The organism is Streptococcus oriscaviae (assembly GCF_018137985.1).
GTDB classification, from domain to species: domain Bacteria; phylum Bacillota; class Bacilli; order Lactobacillales; family Streptococcaceae; genus Streptococcus; species Streptococcus oriscaviae.
Map to the genome: position 1 here is coordinate 886,905 of NZ_CP073084.1, position 16,958 is coordinate 903,862.

General features: G+C 45.9%; 19 protein-coding genes. 5 read left to right on the forward strand and 14 right to left on the reverse strand.

Features of this window, described 5'->3' with window-relative positions:
- The first annotated feature begins 18 nt into the window (after positions 1-18).
- The 5 genes from rsmG to INT76_RS04495 all read left to right on the forward strand — a co-directional run bounded on the left by rsmG (position 19) and on the right by INT76_RS04495 (position 5,481).
- The gene (gene rsmG, locus INT76_RS04475; protein ID WP_212572619.1) at positions 19-732 is read left to right on the forward strand and encodes a 16S rRNA (guanine(527)-N(7))-methyltransferase RsmG; all 714 of its coding nucleotides are present in this window, start codon (positions 19-21) and stop codon (positions 730-732) included.
- Positions 733-963: 231 nt separating this feature from the next.
- Positions 964-2,103, forward strand: a complete 1,140-nt coding sequence (gene wecB, locus INT76_RS04480) for a non-hydrolyzing UDP-N-acetylglucosamine 2-epimerase (RefSeq protein WP_212572620.1) — start codon at positions 964-966, stop codon at positions 2,101-2,103.
- A gap of 10 nt (positions 2,104-2,113) precedes the next feature.
- The gene (locus INT76_RS04485; RefSeq protein ID WP_212572622.1) at positions 2,114-2,902 is read left to right on the forward strand and encodes a hypothetical protein; all 789 of its coding nucleotides are present in this window, start codon (positions 2,114-2,116) and stop codon (positions 2,900-2,902) included.
- Between the two features lie 145 nt (positions 2,903-3,047).
- On the forward strand, positions 3,048-4,358 hold the full coding sequence (locus INT76_RS04490) for a glycosyltransferase family 2 protein (RefSeq protein ID WP_212572624.1): 1,311 nt from the start codon (positions 3,048-3,050) through the stop codon (positions 4,356-4,358).
- Between the two features lie 13 nt (positions 4,359-4,371).
- Positions 4,372-5,481: a family 8 glycosyl hydrolase gene (locus INT76_RS04495; RefSeq protein WP_212572626.1), complete on the forward strand. Its 1,110-nt coding sequence runs from the start codon at positions 4,372-4,374 to the stop codon at positions 5,479-5,481.
- Between the two features lie 42 nt (positions 5,482-5,523).
- Here INT76_RS04495 and INT76_RS04500 read toward each other — a convergent pair whose 3' ends face one another.
- The 14 genes from INT76_RS04500 to INT76_RS04565 form a co-directional block, all read right to left on the reverse strand.
- Complete coding sequence (locus INT76_RS04500; RefSeq protein ID WP_212572628.1) at positions 5,524-6,357, reverse strand: energy-coupling factor transporter transmembrane component T family protein; 834 nt, start codon at positions 6,355-6,357, stop codon at positions 5,524-5,526.
- Positions 6,354-8,027: an ABC transporter ATP-binding protein gene (locus INT76_RS04505; protein ID WP_212572630.1), complete on the reverse strand. Its 1,674-nt coding sequence runs from the start codon at positions 8,025-8,027 to the stop codon at positions 6,354-6,356. The genes INT76_RS04500 and INT76_RS04505 overlap by 4 nt, the downstream gene beginning before the upstream one ends.
- A gap of 93 nt (positions 8,028-8,120) precedes the next feature.
- Positions 8,121-8,879: a hypothetical protein gene (locus INT76_RS04510; protein ID WP_212572632.1), complete on the reverse strand. Its 759-nt coding sequence runs from the start codon at positions 8,877-8,879 to the stop codon at positions 8,121-8,123.
- Positions 8,866-10,071 (reverse strand): chloride channel protein, encoded by a 1,206-nt coding sequence (locus INT76_RS04515; protein ID WP_212573019.1) that lies wholly within the window; start codon positions 10,069-10,071, stop codon positions 8,866-8,868. Before INT76_RS04515 ends, INT76_RS04510 begins: the two co-directional genes overlap by 14 nt.
- On the reverse strand, positions 10,071-10,424 hold the full coding sequence (locus INT76_RS04520; RefSeq protein WP_212572634.1) for a potassium channel family protein: 354 nt from the start codon (positions 10,422-10,424) through the stop codon (positions 10,071-10,073). The genes INT76_RS04515 and INT76_RS04520 overlap by 1 nt, the downstream gene beginning before the upstream one ends.
- A gap of 11 nt (positions 10,425-10,435) precedes the next feature.
- Complete coding sequence (gene cls / locus INT76_RS04525) at positions 10,436-11,953, reverse strand: cardiolipin synthase (RefSeq protein WP_212572636.1); 1,518 nt, start codon at positions 11,951-11,953, stop codon at positions 10,436-10,438.
- Positions 11,954-11,971: 18 nt separating this feature from the next.
- Complete coding sequence (locus INT76_RS04530) at positions 11,972-12,490, reverse strand: HdeD family acid-resistance protein (RefSeq protein WP_212572638.1); 519 nt, start codon at positions 12,488-12,490, stop codon at positions 11,972-11,974.
- A gap of 88 nt (positions 12,491-12,578) precedes the next feature.
- Complete coding sequence (locus tag INT76_RS04535; protein ID WP_212572640.1) at positions 12,579-13,187, reverse strand: TetR/AcrR family transcriptional regulator; 609 nt, start codon at positions 13,185-13,187, stop codon at positions 12,579-12,581.
- 104 nt (positions 13,188-13,291) lie between these two features.
- Positions 13,292-13,630, reverse strand: a complete 339-nt coding sequence (locus INT76_RS04540; RefSeq protein WP_212572642.1) for a VOC family protein — start codon at positions 13,628-13,630, stop codon at positions 13,292-13,294.
- Between the two features lie 4 nt (positions 13,631-13,634).
- Positions 13,635-13,985 (reverse strand): TfoX/Sxy family protein, encoded by a 351-nt coding sequence (locus INT76_RS04545; protein ID WP_212572644.1) that lies wholly within the window; start codon positions 13,983-13,985, stop codon positions 13,635-13,637.
- Positions 13,986-14,178: 193 nt separating this feature from the next.
- On the reverse strand, positions 14,179-14,970 hold the full coding sequence (locus INT76_RS04550; protein ID WP_212573020.1) for a helix-turn-helix transcriptional regulator: 792 nt from the start codon (positions 14,968-14,970) through the stop codon (positions 14,179-14,181).
- 249 nt (positions 14,971-15,219) lie between these two features.
- Positions 15,220-15,975, reverse strand: coding sequence for a DNA alkylation repair protein (locus INT76_RS04555; protein WP_212572646.1), 756 nt, complete (start codon positions 15,973-15,975; stop codon positions 15,220-15,222).
- Positions 15,968-16,549 (reverse strand): TetR/AcrR family transcriptional regulator, encoded by a 582-nt coding sequence (locus INT76_RS04560; protein ID WP_212572648.1) that lies wholly within the window; start codon positions 16,547-16,549, stop codon positions 15,968-15,970. The genes INT76_RS04555 and INT76_RS04560 overlap by 8 nt, the downstream gene beginning before the upstream one ends.
- Positions 16,542-16,955, reverse strand: a complete 414-nt coding sequence (locus INT76_RS04565) for a VOC family protein (RefSeq protein ID WP_212572650.1) — start codon at positions 16,953-16,955, stop codon at positions 16,542-16,544. The genes INT76_RS04560 and INT76_RS04565 overlap by 8 nt, the downstream gene beginning before the upstream one ends.
- Positions 16,956-16,958 lie beyond the last annotated feature (3 nt).

Here is a 16,958-nt window from a genome sequence, read left to right on the forward strand (position 1 = left end):
TTATGATAAGATAGTTCTATGAAACCAGACATTTTTTACCAAACCCTTGAAGAACAGGGATTTCCCCTGACAGACAAACAAAAAGAACAATTCCAACGCTACTATGAACTTCTGGTCGAATGGAATGAAAAGATAAATCTTACGGCTATTACTGAGCGTGAGGAGGTCTACCTCAAACACTTTTATGATTCTATCGCTCCGGTCTTGCAGGGCTACATCCAAAATCAGGACATCCAACTCCTTGACATCGGAGCGGGAGCAGGCTTCCCTAGCCTTCCTATGAAAATTCTCTGCCCGAACTTAGAGGTGACCATCATTGACTCCCTCAACAAGCGAATCCATTTTCTGCAGTTTTTGGCCGAGAAATTGGAACTGAAAAAGGTCCGCTTTTATCACGGGCGGGCTGAAGATTTTGCTCAAGATAAGCAATTTCGTGCCCAGTTTGACCTAGTAACCGCTCGGGCCGTGGCCCGCATGCAGGTTCTGTCGGAATTAACCATTCCCTTTCTCAAGGTCAAGGGCAAATTGATTGCCCTCAAGGCCTCCAGTGCCGAGGACGAACTGGCTCAGGCACAAAATGCCCTCAACCTTCTCTTTGCCAAAGTCGTAGACAATGTGGACTACCAGCTGCCGAATGGCGACCCCCGCACCCTGACTCTGGTTGAAAAGAAAAAAGAAACGCCCAATAAATATCCCCGCAAGGCTGGTCTTCCAAACAAACGACCATTATAAGAATACGCCAAACGCTTGAACTACCAAGCGTTTTTTAATATCCAGACAAGTATTCCTTATATGTCTATCTTTACAATTCGTGATTTTTATCACAAAAAACCGAACATTGGGTATAGCTTCTCTATAATTGCTTGACTTTCAAATAAGACAATTGTAGAATGCTAACATGGATAGTTGATGTCCTTGTTTCATCACATCAGTTTGCTATCCGTAGATGAGGAGATATTACCAATGAAACAGATATCTGTTATGGTTGTTTTTGGTACCAGACCTGAAGCTATCAAGATGGCCCCTCTTGTCAAGGCCCTTCAAAAACAAACTGACCGTTTTAAGGCAATCACTGTTGTCACTGCCCAGCACCGGCAAATGCTGGATCAGGTTTTGGAAACTTTTGCGATTCAACCAGATGTTGACTTGAATATCATGAGTCAAAACCAAAGTTTAGCGGACATTACCGTGCATATCATTTCCAAGTTGGACAAGGTGTTAAAAGAGCTAAAACCAGATATTGTCCTTGTTCATGGTGACACGACCACTACCTTGGCAGCCAGCATTGCTGCTTTCTATAATCAAATCAAGGTCGGACATGTAGAAGCCGGCCTTCGGACTTGGAACAAACAGTCGCCCTTCCCTGAAGAGGCTAATCGGCAGCTAACAGATGTTCTCAGCGACCTCTATTTTGCCCCAACGCCACAAAGCAAGGCCAATCTCTTGCTAGAAAATCATCTTGAAAAAGATGTGTTTATCACTGGGAACACTGCCATTGATACGCTGAAACTAACGGTCAAACAGGACTACCAGCACCCCATTCTTCAGAAAATCAATCCCGACCACAAACTCATTTTAGTGACCATGCACCGTCGGGAGAACCAAGGACTGCCCATGCGGCGTGTTTTAAAAACCATTCGAGAAGTCGTCGAAAACCACCCCACTGTTGAGGTGGTCTATCCCGTTCACTTGAGCCCTGCAGTCCAAGAAGCTGCAGCTGAGATTCTTGCAAATTCAGAGCGTATCCATCTGATTCCTCCGCTTGACGTGGTGGACTTCCATAATATCGCTGCCAAAAGTTACTTCATTATGTCGGACTCTGGTGGCGTTCAAGAAGAAGCACCTTCTCTTGGGAAGCCTGTTTTGGTTCTCCGGGATACGACCGAGCGTCCTGAAGGCGTTGAAGCCGGTACCTTAAAGCTTGTCGGAACCTCACCTGAAACGGTTCGATCTGCTATGGAAGACTTGCTGTTAAACGCAGACAGTTACCATCAAATGGCTCAAGCCAAAAATCCTTATGGTGATGGACAAGCCGCAGAGCGAATCTTGGATGCTATCGCCTACTATTTTGGGTCTGCAGAAAGACCATTAGATTTTCAATAAGGAGTTCACTATGACCTATATCCGAAAACTCGATCTTTTCAGGTTGCTCTTAACAGCAACGATTCTGGCCTGTTTGGCCTTTGGTTATTTTTCAACCACTTCTATCTTCTTTACTGAGCTACTCTTAGTCGCTGCTGCACTTTTAGCTGCCACACTCTTGTCAGACATCCTGATTGCCTGGCTCTTCTTGTTAAGCAGCTCTATTGCAGTCGTACTACTTGTTGCTGGTGTCGTCTACTTGACTTCTCTCCAACAGCTGGTTCTCCTATTCTCATTTCCCTTGGTACTCGCCCTGACGAGTCGCATTCATGCACTCAAGCGGGAGATTCTTTCAGCAGTGAAAGATGAGCAAAAAAACGCTTCAAACCACTACCGTCAGTTGCTAGCTGCTGCCAAGCAGAACCAGACCTGGCCCGTTGAAGCAATCTTGGTAAACTGGGCCCATAGTTCCCATTTCTATCATATGAATCCATCCGCTTATCGGGACATGCTTCGAACCATTTACCAGACATTGCTGGACTGTTTGACAGAAGACATGACTGTTTACTATGTTTCTAACGGCAGCTTCCTCATTTTGCTTTCTGGGCAAGATGCCGAACATCGTCTTTACTTTGACACGGTTATTCAGCCCAAGCTAAGCAAGCTCCGTTTCCACAATCTCTCGATTTCTCAGGAAACACAGTACAGACACGGCTATGTTGCCATTGATTCGTCCAATATGGAAACATTCAGAACAAGCAGCGAGCTGTTAAAACAGTTAAACCGGCAGTTGGAAACTGACATTATCGTAGAATACTAAAGGAGTTGCCCTATGAATCTTACAGATCTATTTTTTAATGTTGCCTTGGCCATCAGCCTCTTCTTTACAGGCTGCTTTTTGGTCTTATTCATCTGCTATTTGGTTATATACCATAGAGTCAATCGATATTTTAAGGCGGTAGATAATGATTAGTCAGTTCATCATGATTTTAACGCTAGTGTCCATTTGGTTTTCACTAGCCTGGTCCCTCACAACCCTCACATCCGCTGTCTGCTTTTGGCTTAAACACAGTCGCTTTAAAGTGGACATGAGTCCTTTGGAGCGCTACCCAATGATTACCATTGTAGTTCCTGCCCACAACGAAGAAGTGGTTATTGCGCAGACCGCTACTGCTATTTTGGATATGAATTATCCGGCAGATAAAGTTCAACTCCTGCTTTTTGCAGATAACTGCAGCGACAAGACCTATCAGGAAATGCAAAAAGTTCAGGCCTTGCCACAGTACGCCAACCGCAACATGACCCTCATCAACCGCAAGGGAACCGGCGGTAAGGCAGGCGTCCTCAACGATGGGCTGAAAATGGCTCAAGGCGAATACATTTGCGTCTACGATGCAGATGCCATGCCCGAAAAAAATGCCTTGTATTTCCTGGTAAAAAAAGCGCTGGAAGACCCTGAACGCCATGTGGCCGCATTTGGACGCAACAAAACGCGCAATGCCGACCAGAATTTTCTGACCCGCTGTATCAATCAGGAGATTGTGGTAACACAGCGAATCTTGCATGTAGGCCTCTGGCATTTCTTTAAAATCGGGCGTATCCCGGGAACCAATTTTATTATCCAAACGGATTTTGTCAAGAGCATCGGTGGTTGGAAAAACGGGGCGCTCACTGAAGACACCGATATTTCTTTCAAAATCATGCAGAAGGGAAAATTGATTGCTCTAGCATATAATTCCGAGGCCTTTCAACAGGAACCAGAAACCCTCCGCTCCTACTATATGCAGCGCAAGCGTTGGGCCAAGGGCAACTATGAAGTCGTCTTAGCCAACTTTAAGCACCTTTTTGACCGCAGCAACTGGCGCGTCACCTTGGAAGTTCTTTACTATGCTTGTACCTTCTTCTGGTTTAATGCTGCGATTATTCTTTCTGATTTAGTGTTTTTAGCCAATGTAATCGCCATTGTCGCCCGGCTCTTCTATCCAGACATTGAGATTCCTTTTGCTTTTGATTCGAGCAATATCTATATCACCCAGCTAATGCTCTTCAACTGGATCTTGATGATTTTGCTCTATTTGTTGCAAATTAACATTGCTTTGGCTTCGCAATTCGGTCAGGCCACCATCAAGCAAATTTGGCTGGCTTTGGCTGCCTATTTCACCTATTCTCAATTATTTATCATCGTGTCCATCGATGCCATTTCATCCGTTATTCTTGATAAAATTTTGCGTCGCAAGGGAACCAAGTGGGTGAAGACAAAACGGTTTGCCGGCTAGAAAGGAAAGTACTATGAAAAGTAGAAAACTACAATTTTTGATTTTCGGAATGATTCTAACGGCTCTCGTTGCTCTTTTCTTCTATGTCCGTCAGTCTATCCAAACAGACATAACAGACCGACTCTATCAGCAGTGGACTACCCACTACATCCAAAAGAACAAAAAGGAAGCCTATGTTAAGACCAAGGTGTCTTCCGGAGAAACTGTCGTCCTCTCAGAAGCACAGGGCTATGCCATGTATATTGCTGTTTTAGCAGCAGAAAAAGGAGAAGATACGCAAGAGGATTTCCACAAACTCTACAACTACTATATGAATCACCGGACAAACAAAACCCAGCTCATGTCTTGGCGCCAAACCATCAAAAATGGACAGGTTTCTGACGAGAAAAATAATGCGACTGACGGGGACATCTATATCGCATACGCTCTGATTAAGGCAGCAAAGTTGTGGAAACAGCACGCCCCCGAATATCAAAAACAGGCGACCGCCATTTTACAGGACATCCTTACATACAATTACAACAGCAAAGCTAATTTCCTGACTGCTGGAAACTGGGCCAGCAAAGATTCTGACTACTACTGGCTGATGAGAACATCTGATACCCTGCCAGAACAGTTTGAAACCTTTTACGACTTTACGAAGGACGAACAGTGGCTGTCTATCAAGGCCTCCATGCTGGAAAAGCTGGAAACCATCAGTGCCCAACATAGCACGGGCCTGATCCCGGATTTTATTTGGGTTAGTGAGAAGGGGGATGCTAGAGCAGCTGAGGCCAATGCCGTAGCTTCGGCCCACGATGGTGATTATTATTACAACGCCTGCCGGCTTCCTTACGTCTTGGCTCAAAGTCAGGACAAACATAGCCAGAAAATCTTAAATAAGATGATGGACTTTTTCATGGAACAAAAAAGTATCTACGCCGGATACCGTCTTGATGGAAAACCTCTAGACCAACACCAACCATCCAGTTTTGGTGCACCGATTTTTTATGCAGCGAGCAAGAATGACGCCTACGATAAGCTCTTGCAGCAAAATAAATATATTTTCCTGCAAGACTTGCCATCCGATAGCTACTACGAAGCTGTCATCGTTACCATGATTGCACTAGAAACACTCTCATAAAATAAGCCCTGCCGGGAGATTCCCAGCAGGGCTATTTATGCCTTATTTCCAAGGATTGTAGAAACGACCGCCATTGACCCAGAAAAGGCCAAGAGTCACTACCATGACGAGCAAGGCCAAGCCAATGACCAGATAATCCCGTTTACTTGGTGGCTGATAGGTATACCAAGTACGGGTTTTATTTTTCCCGAAACGCCGCAATTCCATGGCCGTAGAGATAGTGTCGATCCGCTTGAGGGAACTGAAAATCAAAGGGATGACAAGGGCCAAATTGCCCTTGATGCGATCCATCAGCTTGCCTTTTTTCGACAATTCCAGCCCACGCGCTTCCTGCGACATCCGAATGGTATAAAATTCCTCTTGAATGTCTGGTATATAGCGCATGGTCAAACTGACTGCATAGGCAATCTTGTAGGAAACACCAATCTGATGAAGGCTGGAAGCAAACTGGCTAGGATGGGTCGTCATCAAAAAGACGACCGCCAAAGGAACTGTACAGAAGTATTTCAACAGCAGATTGAGTAGATAAAAGAGCTGCTGACTGGTGACAGTATACATCCCAACACCCGACCAGAGGATGGTTTTTGCTCCATATAATTCCACAGCATATTGTGGAGCAAAGAGATAGACCATACTGGCGTTTAGAAGGGCAAAGATGGTGGTGAAGACCAAAACAAAGGACACATCCCGCATCCGGATATGGGATAGCTTGAATAAGTAAAGGGAAAAAAGAGCAATCAACACAATCAGGCGAGTATCATAGGTAATCATAGCAGAGATGGACACTAGCAAAAAGAAGACTAGCTTACTGACTGCTGATAATTCATAAATCAAGCCCTCACCGGCATGATAGCCGATAGTCTTTATCTCCTTCATATCTTGTTCCTCTCCTTATCCATGTAAAATGCCGTCAAATCCAGTGGGTCAACGCCCAAGCGTTCTGCCAAGTGGAAAATACTGGTTTCTTTGAGATTGGCCTGACGAATGAGCGATGGATTCGTCAAAATTTGAGCCGGACTGGCATCCGCAATGATTTGACCGTCCAAGACCACGACTGCCCTGTCCGAATAATCCAGCATCAACTGCATATCGTGGGTAATCATGACAATGGTGTGTCCTTTAGCATTGAGCTGATCAAGGAAATCCATGATTTCTGTATAATTGCGCTTGTCCTGACCGGCTGTTGGTTCATCCAGAAGGATAATCTCAGGATTTAACACCAGAATGGAGGCAATGGTCACTCGTTTTTTCTGTCCGTAGGAAAGAGCAGAAATCGGCCACTTACGGAATGGATAGAGTCCACAGACCTTCAAGGCCTCTTCCACCCGAATTTGGACTTCTTCTTCTGCCAGACCTCGCATGCGTAGACCTAGGGCTACTTCGTCAAAAATCATAGTCTGGCTAATCATTTGATTGGGATTTTGAAGGACGTAGCCAATCCGCTCTGCCCTCTCCTTCACAGAGTCATCCAGAATGGATTGCCCCTTCCAAAGCATCTCTCCTTCCGCCTGTACAAAGCCACAAAGTGCCTTGGCTAGAGTCGATTTACCTGCACCATTTTTACCGACAATCGCTAGACGTTCTCCCTGATGAAGCGTCAGATTGATATCTTTTAACACCTGCTTAGTGGGATAGGAAAACTGCAAATTCCGCACTTCTAAAAGAACTGGCTTACCCTGCTTTTCCAAGTGGGCAACCGGCAGCTGAGATAGGTTCACTTCTTTCAAATCCAAATCCCAAAGGGTGGATAGATTGGAGGATGCTTGAATAGGATACCCCAGATAACGCAGAGTAGACAAATAAAGGGGTTCCCGAATACCATTTTCATCCAGTAGGTTTGACTTAAGAAGCTCATCTGGATGTCCATTATAGAGGATGCGTCCATGGTTGACCAAGACAATCCGATCCACCTGCCGATAAAGGACGTCTTCCAGCCGGTGTTCGATAATAATGGTCGTCGCCCCTTCTTCCCGATGCAAGCGGTCAATCAGGTCAATCGTATCTTGACCAGACTTCGGATCGAGATTGGCTAAGGGCTCATCAAACAAGAGAATGGGGCTCTCATCAATCAAGACCCCGGCCAGGCTGACTCGTTGTTTCTGCCCGCCTGACAAATCCTGCGGTCGGTGACCAAGGAGGTCGGTCAATTCCAAGCGCCCTGCCCAATCGGCCACTTTCTCCTTCATAACATCTAGCGGTTCTACATCATTTTCCAAGGCAAAGGCCAAATCCTCAGCAACTGATAAACCGATAAACTGCCCATCCGTATCCTGAAGAACTGTACTGACTAGAAGAGATTTGTCATAGATGGACATATCAAAAGCGGCCTTCCCCTGAATGGTCAAGCTGCCGGTCATCTCCCCGGGATAGATATTGGGAATCAAGCCATTAAGACAGTGGCCTAGAGTTGACTTGCCCGATCCTGATGGCCCGATAATTAAAACCTTCTCTCCCTGATAGATGGTTAGATTGATGTCAAGCAAGGTCGGCTCTTGCTGGGCATTGTATTTAAAGGTAAAATCCTTAAACTCGATGATTTTGTTCATGAAACCATTATAGCGTAAATGGGGTAGGAAAAAAAGCAAGGAAACCAAATTCCTCGCTTTTGATGAATAGATACGAACGATAACCGAACTGGATCAGGAGTCGGATGAATCTGAACCGCCATCCAAATCAGGTAAGAAGAGAATAACCATTTTCTGGAGCCGCCTTTTCTCCCACCAGTAGGCATAGATGGACTCCAAAACCATATAGATCGACAGTCCAGAAAGTAAGAAGTAAGAGGTTCCGATGACCTGTTCAAGCTTGGTTAGGGTGGCAATCCCTTCTCGTAGCACTTTATAGAGGGGTGCATTTTCTTTTAAAATGGTCCAAGAGTCTTTCAGGGTCACTTCGATGTTCCCAAGGCTTTGTAAACTAAGGCTCCGCAGCTTCTCTATTATCTGTTCAACAGTCGCTTGAATATCATACTGTCCAAGCTCGCCAGATAGCTGGTAAATCTGCCAGCCCTGGACAAAAAGGACAAGAAGGACAAGAAGGACAGCCAAGATAGCACCAACCATCAACCAGATTAGCCCGTAATAGGCCCAGGTCAGGCGCTTCAAGGAAGGACTAAGCCCTCTTTCTCTCTTCAAAATGCCCAGCAAGTGCATATTTCCCCAAAAGTAGAGGAAGAGCTGGCCCAGAAAGGCAAAAATCAAAAAAACTCCCATCCAAATCAGTTTTTGTCTGATAAAGGTGGCGAATTCTCCTGCCAAAAGGGCATCCAGATAGGCCATGGAGGGAGACAGGCTGGCTTTGATGATTCCCTGATAGATGGCCGGCTGGAGCATGAGCAGGACAAGGATAAGCAAAGCCCAAGAGCCATGGAGCAGCCGACTGAAATTAGGCTTCACCATGAACTCTTCCTGCTTTCAATTTTATACCCATCCACCGTAAAATGAAGATGAGGATGAGGGCAATGGGCCAGAGTTTGATTGGGAAAAAGAGGGAGATAAAGATACCTGCCAGCCACTCCTTTTGCAGCAAGGTGACCGCCAAGGAAAGGCTGACAACCAGAACAACAAAGAGTGAATCGTAGCCTGGCAGCACTTGGGCCACTGCAAAGCCCTGCAGGATACTGGCAAAGGTGATGGGAAAAATATCTCCGCCTGTCCATCCTGTTTCCAGACAGATTTCCAAGAAGACAAGTTTGAGGAGGGACAGGCCAAACAAAACTAGGACTGGTAGCTCCAGGCCCATCTCCACAACTGAGTGCATGGCATGCTGGCCAGAAAAGAGCAGGCTGGGCGCAAAAACAGCAATTCCAAAGATGGCAATTGCACCAAGCATGACTTTACCAAAGAGAGGCAAGGAATACTTCTTCAAGACAGCTTTTATCTTTTTCATCAGCCAATGGTAGACCTTACCAAAGAGGAAGCCATAGAGCATGAGGGGCAAAATCAAAACCAAGTCCGCAATCTGCCACTGGCTGTCACCCAGTTTGGTGATAAAGGAAGGCTGCTCTGTCATCCGCATCAGCAGGACAAAAATAATCAGGCCGTTGACAATGAAAAACAAGCGCTTCTTCTTATCCGTTCCCTTCTGGCTGGCTGGATAGGTCAGCAGGTATTGACTGGGATGGAAAAGCCTGACTAACTTGTCTTTGAGGGGCAGTTGCTTCAGCCGCTCTCTATTAGCTTCTAGGTAACGGAGCTTATCAGCCTGCCAGATGGAATAGGCAATGACCGCCCCCAGCAAGGGAGCCTCTGGCCCAACTCCTGCTCCCAAGACAAGGATGAGCAGGGCCAAGACCAGGCTGCGCCAAGTATGGCGGTAGGTGACCGTCTGCTCTTCTTGCAGCTCCTCCATCAGCTCATGGCTGGTTCTAGGCAGACTCCCCCACTTTCGCTTGAGGGCAAAGACTAGGAGGCCGCCAACCAAGAGCATGAGACCTTTATAGAGGTTGGGAAAGGGCACTGACTGCCCCCAGCTTTCCCAGAGCAGATGGCTGCCAAATTTTTCAGCCATCAAAAAGAAAAAGGCAACTAGGGCAATCAGACTGCTCAAGCAGAAGCCAGAAAGCAGGATTGTCACATTTTGTTTCTTCATCACTTTTGGTCATCCTCCTTGGGCAAGAGCTTGTTCATCTCCATATAGTAGGTCACCACAATCCCTGACAGACAGCCGAAAAATAGGAGGCCGTAGAGGGACAAGATAACACTGACAATCCTGCCGATAGCCGTTGTCACCACAATGTCCCCATAGCCCGTAGTGGTTGAGGTTACAAAAGAATACCAAATACTATCTCCGAAGGTCTTGATGGCAGGCTCAGTAAACAACAAGATCAGGGCTGCCAGAAAGAGATAACAGACAAAGGACAGGATAAACTTGGAAAAATGGGTTACCTTGACAATATGCCACAAGACCTGCAAGGGTTTCTTTTTTTTAAGATTCGCTTTCATGGTATTTCCTCCTAAAAGAGCGGACTCAAAACTCTCAAGACAGCCTGACTTGTCCGCTTCAGCAGTCCTTCTCCCAGCTCCTTCAAATGCACTTCTTCACTGACCGCAAAGGTTTCGAGATAGTCCTGTTTCAAGTCCTTGAGGGTCTCCACTTCGTAGAGAAGGGTGCCGCATTCAAAGTGCAGGTAGAGACTGCGGTAGTCCATGTTGATGGTCCCAACGACGCCAACCTTATCATCTGCCAGATAGCTCTTGGCATGGATAAAGCCTGGCGTATAGCGATACAAGCGAACGCCTGCTTCCAGAAGCGGACGGAAATAGGATTCGGTCAGGGTGTAGACAGCCTTTTTATCTGGAATCTTCGGCACTACGATGCGGACATCTACCCCTCTTTTGGCCGCCATGGTCAAAGCCAGTGTCATCTCATGGTCGATAATCAGATAAGGGGTAAAGATGTAAACATAGTCCTTGGCATTCCAGAGAATATCCATATAAAGGTTCTCAGAAATCAGCTCCTCATCCAGAGGCGAATCGGAGAATGGCTGGACATAACCCTTGGCCCTTACGGACTTCCTAGGCAGATAAGCCGCAATATCGGTCTGTTCCTTACAGCAGGCATCCCAAACCGAGAGGAACATGAGGGTCAGATTGGCAACCCCATCCCCCTCCAAGCGCAGACCAGTATCCTTCCAGTGGCCTAATTTGCTGTCCACATTGATGTATTCATCCGCGATATTGATGCCACCGTTGTAAGCCACATTTCCATCAATGACTAAGATCTTGCGATGGTCGCGATTGTTCATTCCCAGAGCTAGATAAGGGACCATCGGGTTAAAGGTTACCACCTTGACGCCCTGACTTTCCAGCTCGGACTTGAATCCCTTTGGCAAGACCATCAATGAACCTAAATCGTCATACATGACACGGACATCCAGACCTTCCTGAGCCTTGCGGATCAGAATTTCCTTCATCCCATCCCACATTTGGCCTTGGCCGACAATGAAGTATTCAAAGAAGATGAAGGACTGGGCCTGCTCCATATCCTTGAGCATGGAAGCATACATGTCTTCACCCAGTTTGAAATAGGCCACATCTGTATTGCCATGGCGGGCATAGGTCCCCTGACTGGCAATATAGTCCGAAATCCCCTTGACCTCATCTGCGATGGGGAGGATTTGTTGCGGGTAGTTGATTTGCTCTAGCTGCTGCTCAATGCGGGCTTCCGATTCTTGAATGGCCTTTCTCAGCTTCTTAGCTGGCTGCTTGTTGGCAGAGATTAAGTAAAGAAAGGTTCCAAACATGGGCATGAGGCCAATCAGGATGAGCCAGCCAATCTTGTAGACCGGATTATCCTTGGAGCTGACAATAGCCAACATCATCAGGACACTGACAAGCCCCAAAATAGCTGTAATCACCGTGGAATAGCTGCTTAATTGGTAGAAAAAGAGCAGGAGCCAGGCTAGCTGTACAAAGAGCAGGATGGCCCCGATGGTGACCTTGTTAAAGAGGATATTTTTCAGCTTCTCCATATTGAAACCCTTTCTAACTTATGCTTTTTTAGATTTGAAATAGAGAACGATGGCCGCAATTCCTTGGTAGATAAAGACAAAGGCCACGGTATAGGTCACAATCACGCCTGTCATGAGTGGGTGACCCATCATGATGATTCCTGAGATAATCCCCAAAATACCGGTCCAAAGAAGGGTGCTGCCCAACTTCTTGTCCACTTTTTTGACTTCAAAACTCATGATCGTCTTGGAAACACCAGTAAAGAGAGCCCAGAAAGCAAAGATGAAGGGAATGAAGGTCACTTTTTCAAAGAAGGTCCCTGAGAAGAGCCAGATAGCCAAGAGAACCGTCATCACACCGTTGAAAAGGTCCCAACCGCTTTTCTCATCAGCTGAGAAGTATTTGATGATGTCAGAAATACCGTTTACCATGAAAATCAGGGCAAACAAGATGGCAAAGGACAGAAGGCTGAGGGCTGGATTGGCCATCAGATAAAAACCTGCAAGAATGGATAAAACACCCGCTACGATTGACAACCATGATAATTTTTTAGACATAATAAATCTCCTATAATTCTTTTTTTATTTTTGTGTTGGTTTCGAGGACTGGCCTCATACTGGACTTCTAATCATGCATCACTCCTTTTCACTTTTCATCCTTTAAAATGCCATAAATCATGAGATGAAGGACCTTTTGGAGGTCATTCTCATATTGGCTGGCCAGACTACTGGTTCCTTGAGACCCGCTGGCTGCCAGATAATAACTCCGAAAGAGCTGTTGGATAAAGGTCAGATAGTTTAGGGCCTGTTCTTGGCTGATATGGTCCTTAAGGGTTGAATCAGCTAGTAATTTTTCTGAAACCTGGCGATTCAAGTCCTCAAAAACAGCCTTTTCTTGTGCCACTTCATCTGCAATTTCTGCCGGAGCTGTCAGCCATGCTTCAAAGAAGACATGGCTGTGGTGAGGAAAATCCTTAGAAAAGCGATTCCGCCGTTCCATATACTCCACCAAACTGGGAATGTCACCTGACTCCCCACGGATGATGGACACAGCCTTCTGAAAGCTCTCTCGGACGCAGGCCAGATAGAGCTCCGTCTTGCCAGAAAAGTTATGGTAAAGAATCCCCTTTGAAATCTTGTGATTCTTGCAGAGTTCATTGATGCCGAAGGCCTTATAGCCCTTTTGAGCAAACTCGATTAGGGCCGCTTCAATGATGCGCTCCTGAGTTAACTTGGTCTTCAACTCTTTTTTCATCCTACTTCTCCTAAGCTTTTTTAACATTATAGACCACTTGGTCTATAATGTCAACTCCTATGCACTAAAAAAAGACTGAATCCTTTATCAGTCTTTTCTTATCCCTAAATCACTTCTTGCGCAAAGGAGATGGTATGGCCATCAGGATCCTCTATCTGACAGGTCAAGACGACCTCCCAATCCATAATGTCACTCGGCTCCAAACCTTTATTGACAAGATCTTCTCGTACTTTGTTGATATCGTCTACACCCAGGATAAGGCTGGTTGGATTTCCTTCTTCTTGGGTCAGTTGCAGCCAGGCAGTCTCGGTCACCTGATACTCAGCTATCCCTTCCATGGGAATGCTATCTGACTCTCCCAGCCACCTTCTGTACCAGGCTAGGCTTGTTTCCACATCCTTGACAGGAAAGACGGTGATGAGGCTTGTAAACTGTGATTTCATATGATTACTCCTTTATTAGTTCTAAATTATATCCAAGGGCTTGGGTCACCCAAAAAGACAGGTTCTCGCAGGCATTTTTATCCAGATCAATATAGCCTTGACAGGGCCTGCTCCTCATGATGGTAACAGAGACACCGGCTATTGGAAGAAGCGCATTTTGTCTCTTCTTACCAATACGAGCCATGACCAGAACCTCATCACGTCCGCTGGCACAAATGCACATCTTCCCACGCACCATAAATGCCAAACCGCCAAACATCTTTTTTTCAGCCACTTCATCTTCAAAGACTTCTGGAGGTAGTTGCCGCCTCAATTCCTCTCTAATCTGCTTTGCTGCTTCTTGATTATAAGCCATAGCCATCCCCTTCTTTTATTTTTTGTCCAATTCCCAATTAGAATGGGCAATGGATTTAAGAGCCTATTGACGATGATGAAGTCGGTCACAATAACCCTTCATCCTTTCTGCTAATTCCAGTTTAGCATGATTATTCCAGAAAATCCTATCTTCAATTGCGGTTTTTAGAGGCAAAAAACCAGCCTTGAAGAGGCTAGTTCTCACGAGTTTTTCCAAATGGAGAGTTTAATTTGTCCATCAAGCTCTGCTTTACCAAACGCGGTACATTCATGGTGATGGGTGGGTCACTTGCGATGGGGCGGCGCATGTTCAGTTCAAAATGAAGCTGGGTATCGCCAGAAAAGTGGAGCATATGGTCTGGACCCTGACGAAAATTTTCATCCAGGACATAGGTCTGTTTGAAGGACAAGTTCTCCAAGAGTTCGCAAGTCAGCAGATAGTAGCTGCCGTTTGGAACATTGTCAAAAACGCAGGTCAAGACTCGGCTCATGGCTGCCCCAACAATCGGATTTTCCTTGGGAATGCGAGACTTGAACAGGCCGACACAGCTGATATGGGGCTGATAATCATCTGGGTAAATCAGTTTAACAGACAAGCGATTATTGGTCACAACTTGTTTTTCACGGTGAACCAGTACCTCTTTTTGGGTCAAAAAAGCCTGCAAAATTCGATAGGACAGGGTAGATTCTCTGATAAACTTTTTTGGGGCCAAGCCTGTATGGCGCTTAAAGGTTGCTGAAAATGTGGTCGGACTGGAGTAACCGTGATCTAGGGCGGTGTCTGTGATTTTCTGAGGGTTCAAAACCAGATGCTCAATACTGCCCTTGATTTTTAGGGCTTCCATGTACTCCTTAATGGAATAGCCCATCTCCTTCTTAAAGGTCCGCGACAGGTGATAGGGGCTGTAATGAAACTGCCTGGCCAAGTCTTCCAAACTGAGCCCATCATGGATATGCTGCTGGATGTAGACAGCCACTTCTTCCATCTTTTTCTGCACAGGGTCACCTCCCTTCGTTTCATCCCCTACTCCAACTGTCCTGGCCGCTTTTCTTTCTGCTGGGCGGAAAGTTTTGATCAAAGTCTTCGAGAGTTTCTTCTCTCCAACTCAGCTTTTTTGACTGCAGCTTTTAATCTTTCAGCTTCACTACCAGATTTTCAACCTCTCGGTACTCAGCTGACCTTTCCTTGCGAATTTCAATAGACATGGAATGCTCCTTTTTCCCATTTTACCATATTATGCCTGGCTCTGCTTTTTTCGAATGCTTCTGGACCCATGCCTGATAATCCACTGGCAGGCTGGACTGACGACCTTGTTTTTTGTCCAGGAATCAATAATATCCTTGAATTTGTCCATGTCTACTTTTGACAGGTCATTGAGATTGTTGGCGACACTTTTTTGGATGGATTTGTCCTCATCATCCTTGAGGCTGGTCAGAATCCAGACATAATCTTCAAAATAGTCCAGTGCAATGGTCGTCTTTTTTGCCCAAGGCAGGGCAATTCTCAGGCACTCGCAGGCCAAACGCCTCACCTTATTGTCCTCATCTTGACACCAAATCTTGACTAGGGCCACCGTTTTTTCAGGATAGCGCAGCAGGAGCTGCCTCATCCCAAATTCACCTGTATGCCGCTTGGTCAGTTCCTTGAGAAAGGCCGTGCTGGCTTCAAAATCATCCAGCCCGTAAAGTTCCACATATTTACCAATGGGCCAAAGCCAGTAACCTTCCGTAAACATGCCGACACTGGTCTCCAACTCTGGACCTAAAATCTGCTCAAAAATGCCCAAACTTTCCCGATAGGACAGAGGAATATGAGCCTTAAGTGCCTCCGCAATCAAGATCTGCCTAGGACTGAAGTCCAGACTTTCCAGCTGACCCATGACCGTCTTTTTAAAGACTACCTTATCAAAGTCTGGATAGGCTGAGGCAATTTTCCCAATCAAGTCATCCAAAAAGGCCTCATCATAATAATCTTTTAATTTTTTAGCCATGCTTTTTGAACCCTTCTAATTGCCTTCTGATCAGGTCGTCCAAATCTAAACCGACAGCTTCCTGCTCCGCCAAATAAAGGGCCAGTTCATTTAGCCCGCCGGAAATAAGTGCCGTCATGGCCCGGCAGTCATAGCTTCGCAAGATTTCCTTTTCTTGTAAAAGCTCAATCTGCTGCTGCAAATGGTACTGGGAATTGGCTTCATCCATTTCACGCCAATCCTGCCAACCGATGACACTGGGGCCATCAAGCAGCAGAATCTGCTTGATATCAGACTTGCAGGCCTCTTTAACAAAGGTCACAGAGCCGATAAGCAACTGTTCCCACAAGTCGTCTGTTTTGTCTGCTTCCTCTGCTACCTTTTGGCCGATTTCTTCCTGGATCTGCAGGAGAACAGCCCTGAACAAATCTTTTTTGTTTTTATAGTGATGGTAGAGGGCCCCTCTGGTCATGCCAATTTGGTCCACAATTTCTTCCAGAGACGTCTGATTGTAGCCTTTTTGGGCAAACAAGGTTCTGGACACCGCTATCAGCTGACCAATGGTCGCTTGACTGGCTTCCATTTTCTTATTCATGGTAAAAAGCCTCCTGAAAATGCTCCTTGAAACTGTCAGATGGCTCAATTTCTTGAATCACATCAACCAGCAGACCATCCATAGCCACGATAAAATGACGCTGGCCAAACTCCTCATCCCGCAAACTTAACACAATGGAATCCGGCCTGTCTTGCTGGATTCTCTCATGAATGTCAGTGATATCCTCCACTTCAACATTGACCAAAATGCCTTGGGCAGCCTGCCTAAACCCCTGCGGAATGGTTTCATGGTCTGAAGCCAGAAAGGCGATTTCATGCTCTTTCAAGCGCAGGCTGACATACCAATCCGATACAAAGGTCTCTTCAAAACCAAAATAATCTATGAAAAAGGCCTGTAAATCAGCCACATTCTGAGTCATGATAACAGGGTATAGACTTTTTAACATCTT

What these genes read in the sequence shown, in the direction of transcription:
- INT76_RS04530 (WP_212572638.1), bottom strand. Translation starts at nt 12,490, where the DNA reads ATGTCTAAAAAATTATCATGGTTGTCAATCGTAGCGGGTGTTTTATCC.
- INT76_RS04505 (WP_212572630.1), bottom strand. Translation starts at nt 8,027, where the DNA reads ATGAACAAAATCATCGAGTTTAAGGATTTTACCTTTAAATACAATGCC.
- INT76_RS04485 (WP_212572622.1), top strand. Translation starts at nt 2,114, where the DNA reads ATGACCTATATCCGAAAACTCGATCTTTTCAGGTTGCTCTTAACAGCA.
- INT76_RS04545 (WP_212572644.1), bottom strand. Translation starts at nt 13,985, where the DNA reads ATGGCTTATAATCAAGAAGCAGCAAAGCAGATTAGAGAGGAATTGAGG.
- INT76_RS04510 (WP_212572632.1), bottom strand. Translation starts at nt 8,879, where the DNA reads ATGGTGAAGCCTAATTTCAGTCGGCTGCTCCATGGCTCTTGGGCTTTG.
- INT76_RS04490 (WP_212572624.1), top strand. Translation starts at nt 3,048, where the DNA reads ATGATTAGTCAGTTCATCATGATTTTAACGCTAGTGTCCATTTGGTTT.
- INT76_RS04495 (WP_212572626.1), top strand. Translation starts at nt 4,372, where the DNA reads ATGAAAAGTAGAAAACTACAATTTTTGATTTTCGGAATGATTCTAACG.
- cls (WP_212572636.1), bottom strand. Translation starts at nt 11,953, where the DNA reads ATGGAGAAGCTGAAAAATATCCTCTTTAACAAGGTCACCATCGGGGCC.
- INT76_RS04560 (WP_212572648.1), bottom strand. Translation starts at nt 16,549, where the DNA reads ATGAATAAGAAAATGGAAGCCAGTCAAGCGACCATTGGTCAGCTGATA.
- INT76_RS04540 (WP_212572642.1), bottom strand. Translation starts at nt 13,630, where the DNA reads ATGAAATCACAGTTTACAAGCCTCATCACCGTCTTTCCTGTCAAGGAT.
- INT76_RS04520 (WP_212572634.1), bottom strand. Translation starts at nt 10,424, where the DNA reads ATGAAAGCGAATCTTAAAAAAAAGAAACCCTTGCAGGTCTTGTGGCAT.
- INT76_RS04500 (WP_212572628.1), bottom strand. Translation starts at nt 6,357, where the DNA reads ATGAAGGAGATAAAGACTATCGGCTATCATGCCGGTGAGGGCTTGATT.
- wecB (WP_212572620.1), top strand. Translation starts at nt 964, where the DNA reads ATGAAACAGATATCTGTTATGGTTGTTTTTGGTACCAGACCTGAAGCT.
- INT76_RS04565 (WP_212572650.1), bottom strand. Translation starts at nt 16,955, where the DNA reads ATGTTAAAAAGTCTATACCCTGTTATCATGACTCAGAATGTGGCTGAT.
- INT76_RS04515 (WP_212573019.1), bottom strand. Translation starts at nt 10,071, where the DNA reads ATGAAGAAACAAAATGTGACAATCCTGCTTTCTGGCTTCTGCTTGAGC.
- INT76_RS04555 (WP_212572646.1), bottom strand. Translation starts at nt 15,975, where the DNA reads ATGGCTAAAAAATTAAAAGATTATTATGATGAGGCCTTTTTGGATGAC.
- INT76_RS04550 (WP_212573020.1), bottom strand. Translation starts at nt 14,970, where the DNA reads ATGGAAGAAGTGGCTGTCTACATCCAGCAGCATATCCATGATGGGCTC.
- INT76_RS04535 (WP_212572640.1), bottom strand. Translation starts at nt 13,187, where the DNA reads ATGAAAAAAGAGTTGAAGACCAAGTTAACTCAGGAGCGCATCATTGAA.
- rsmG (WP_212572619.1), top strand. Translation starts at nt 19, where the DNA reads ATGAAACCAGACATTTTTTACCAAACCCTTGAAGAACAGGGATTTCCC.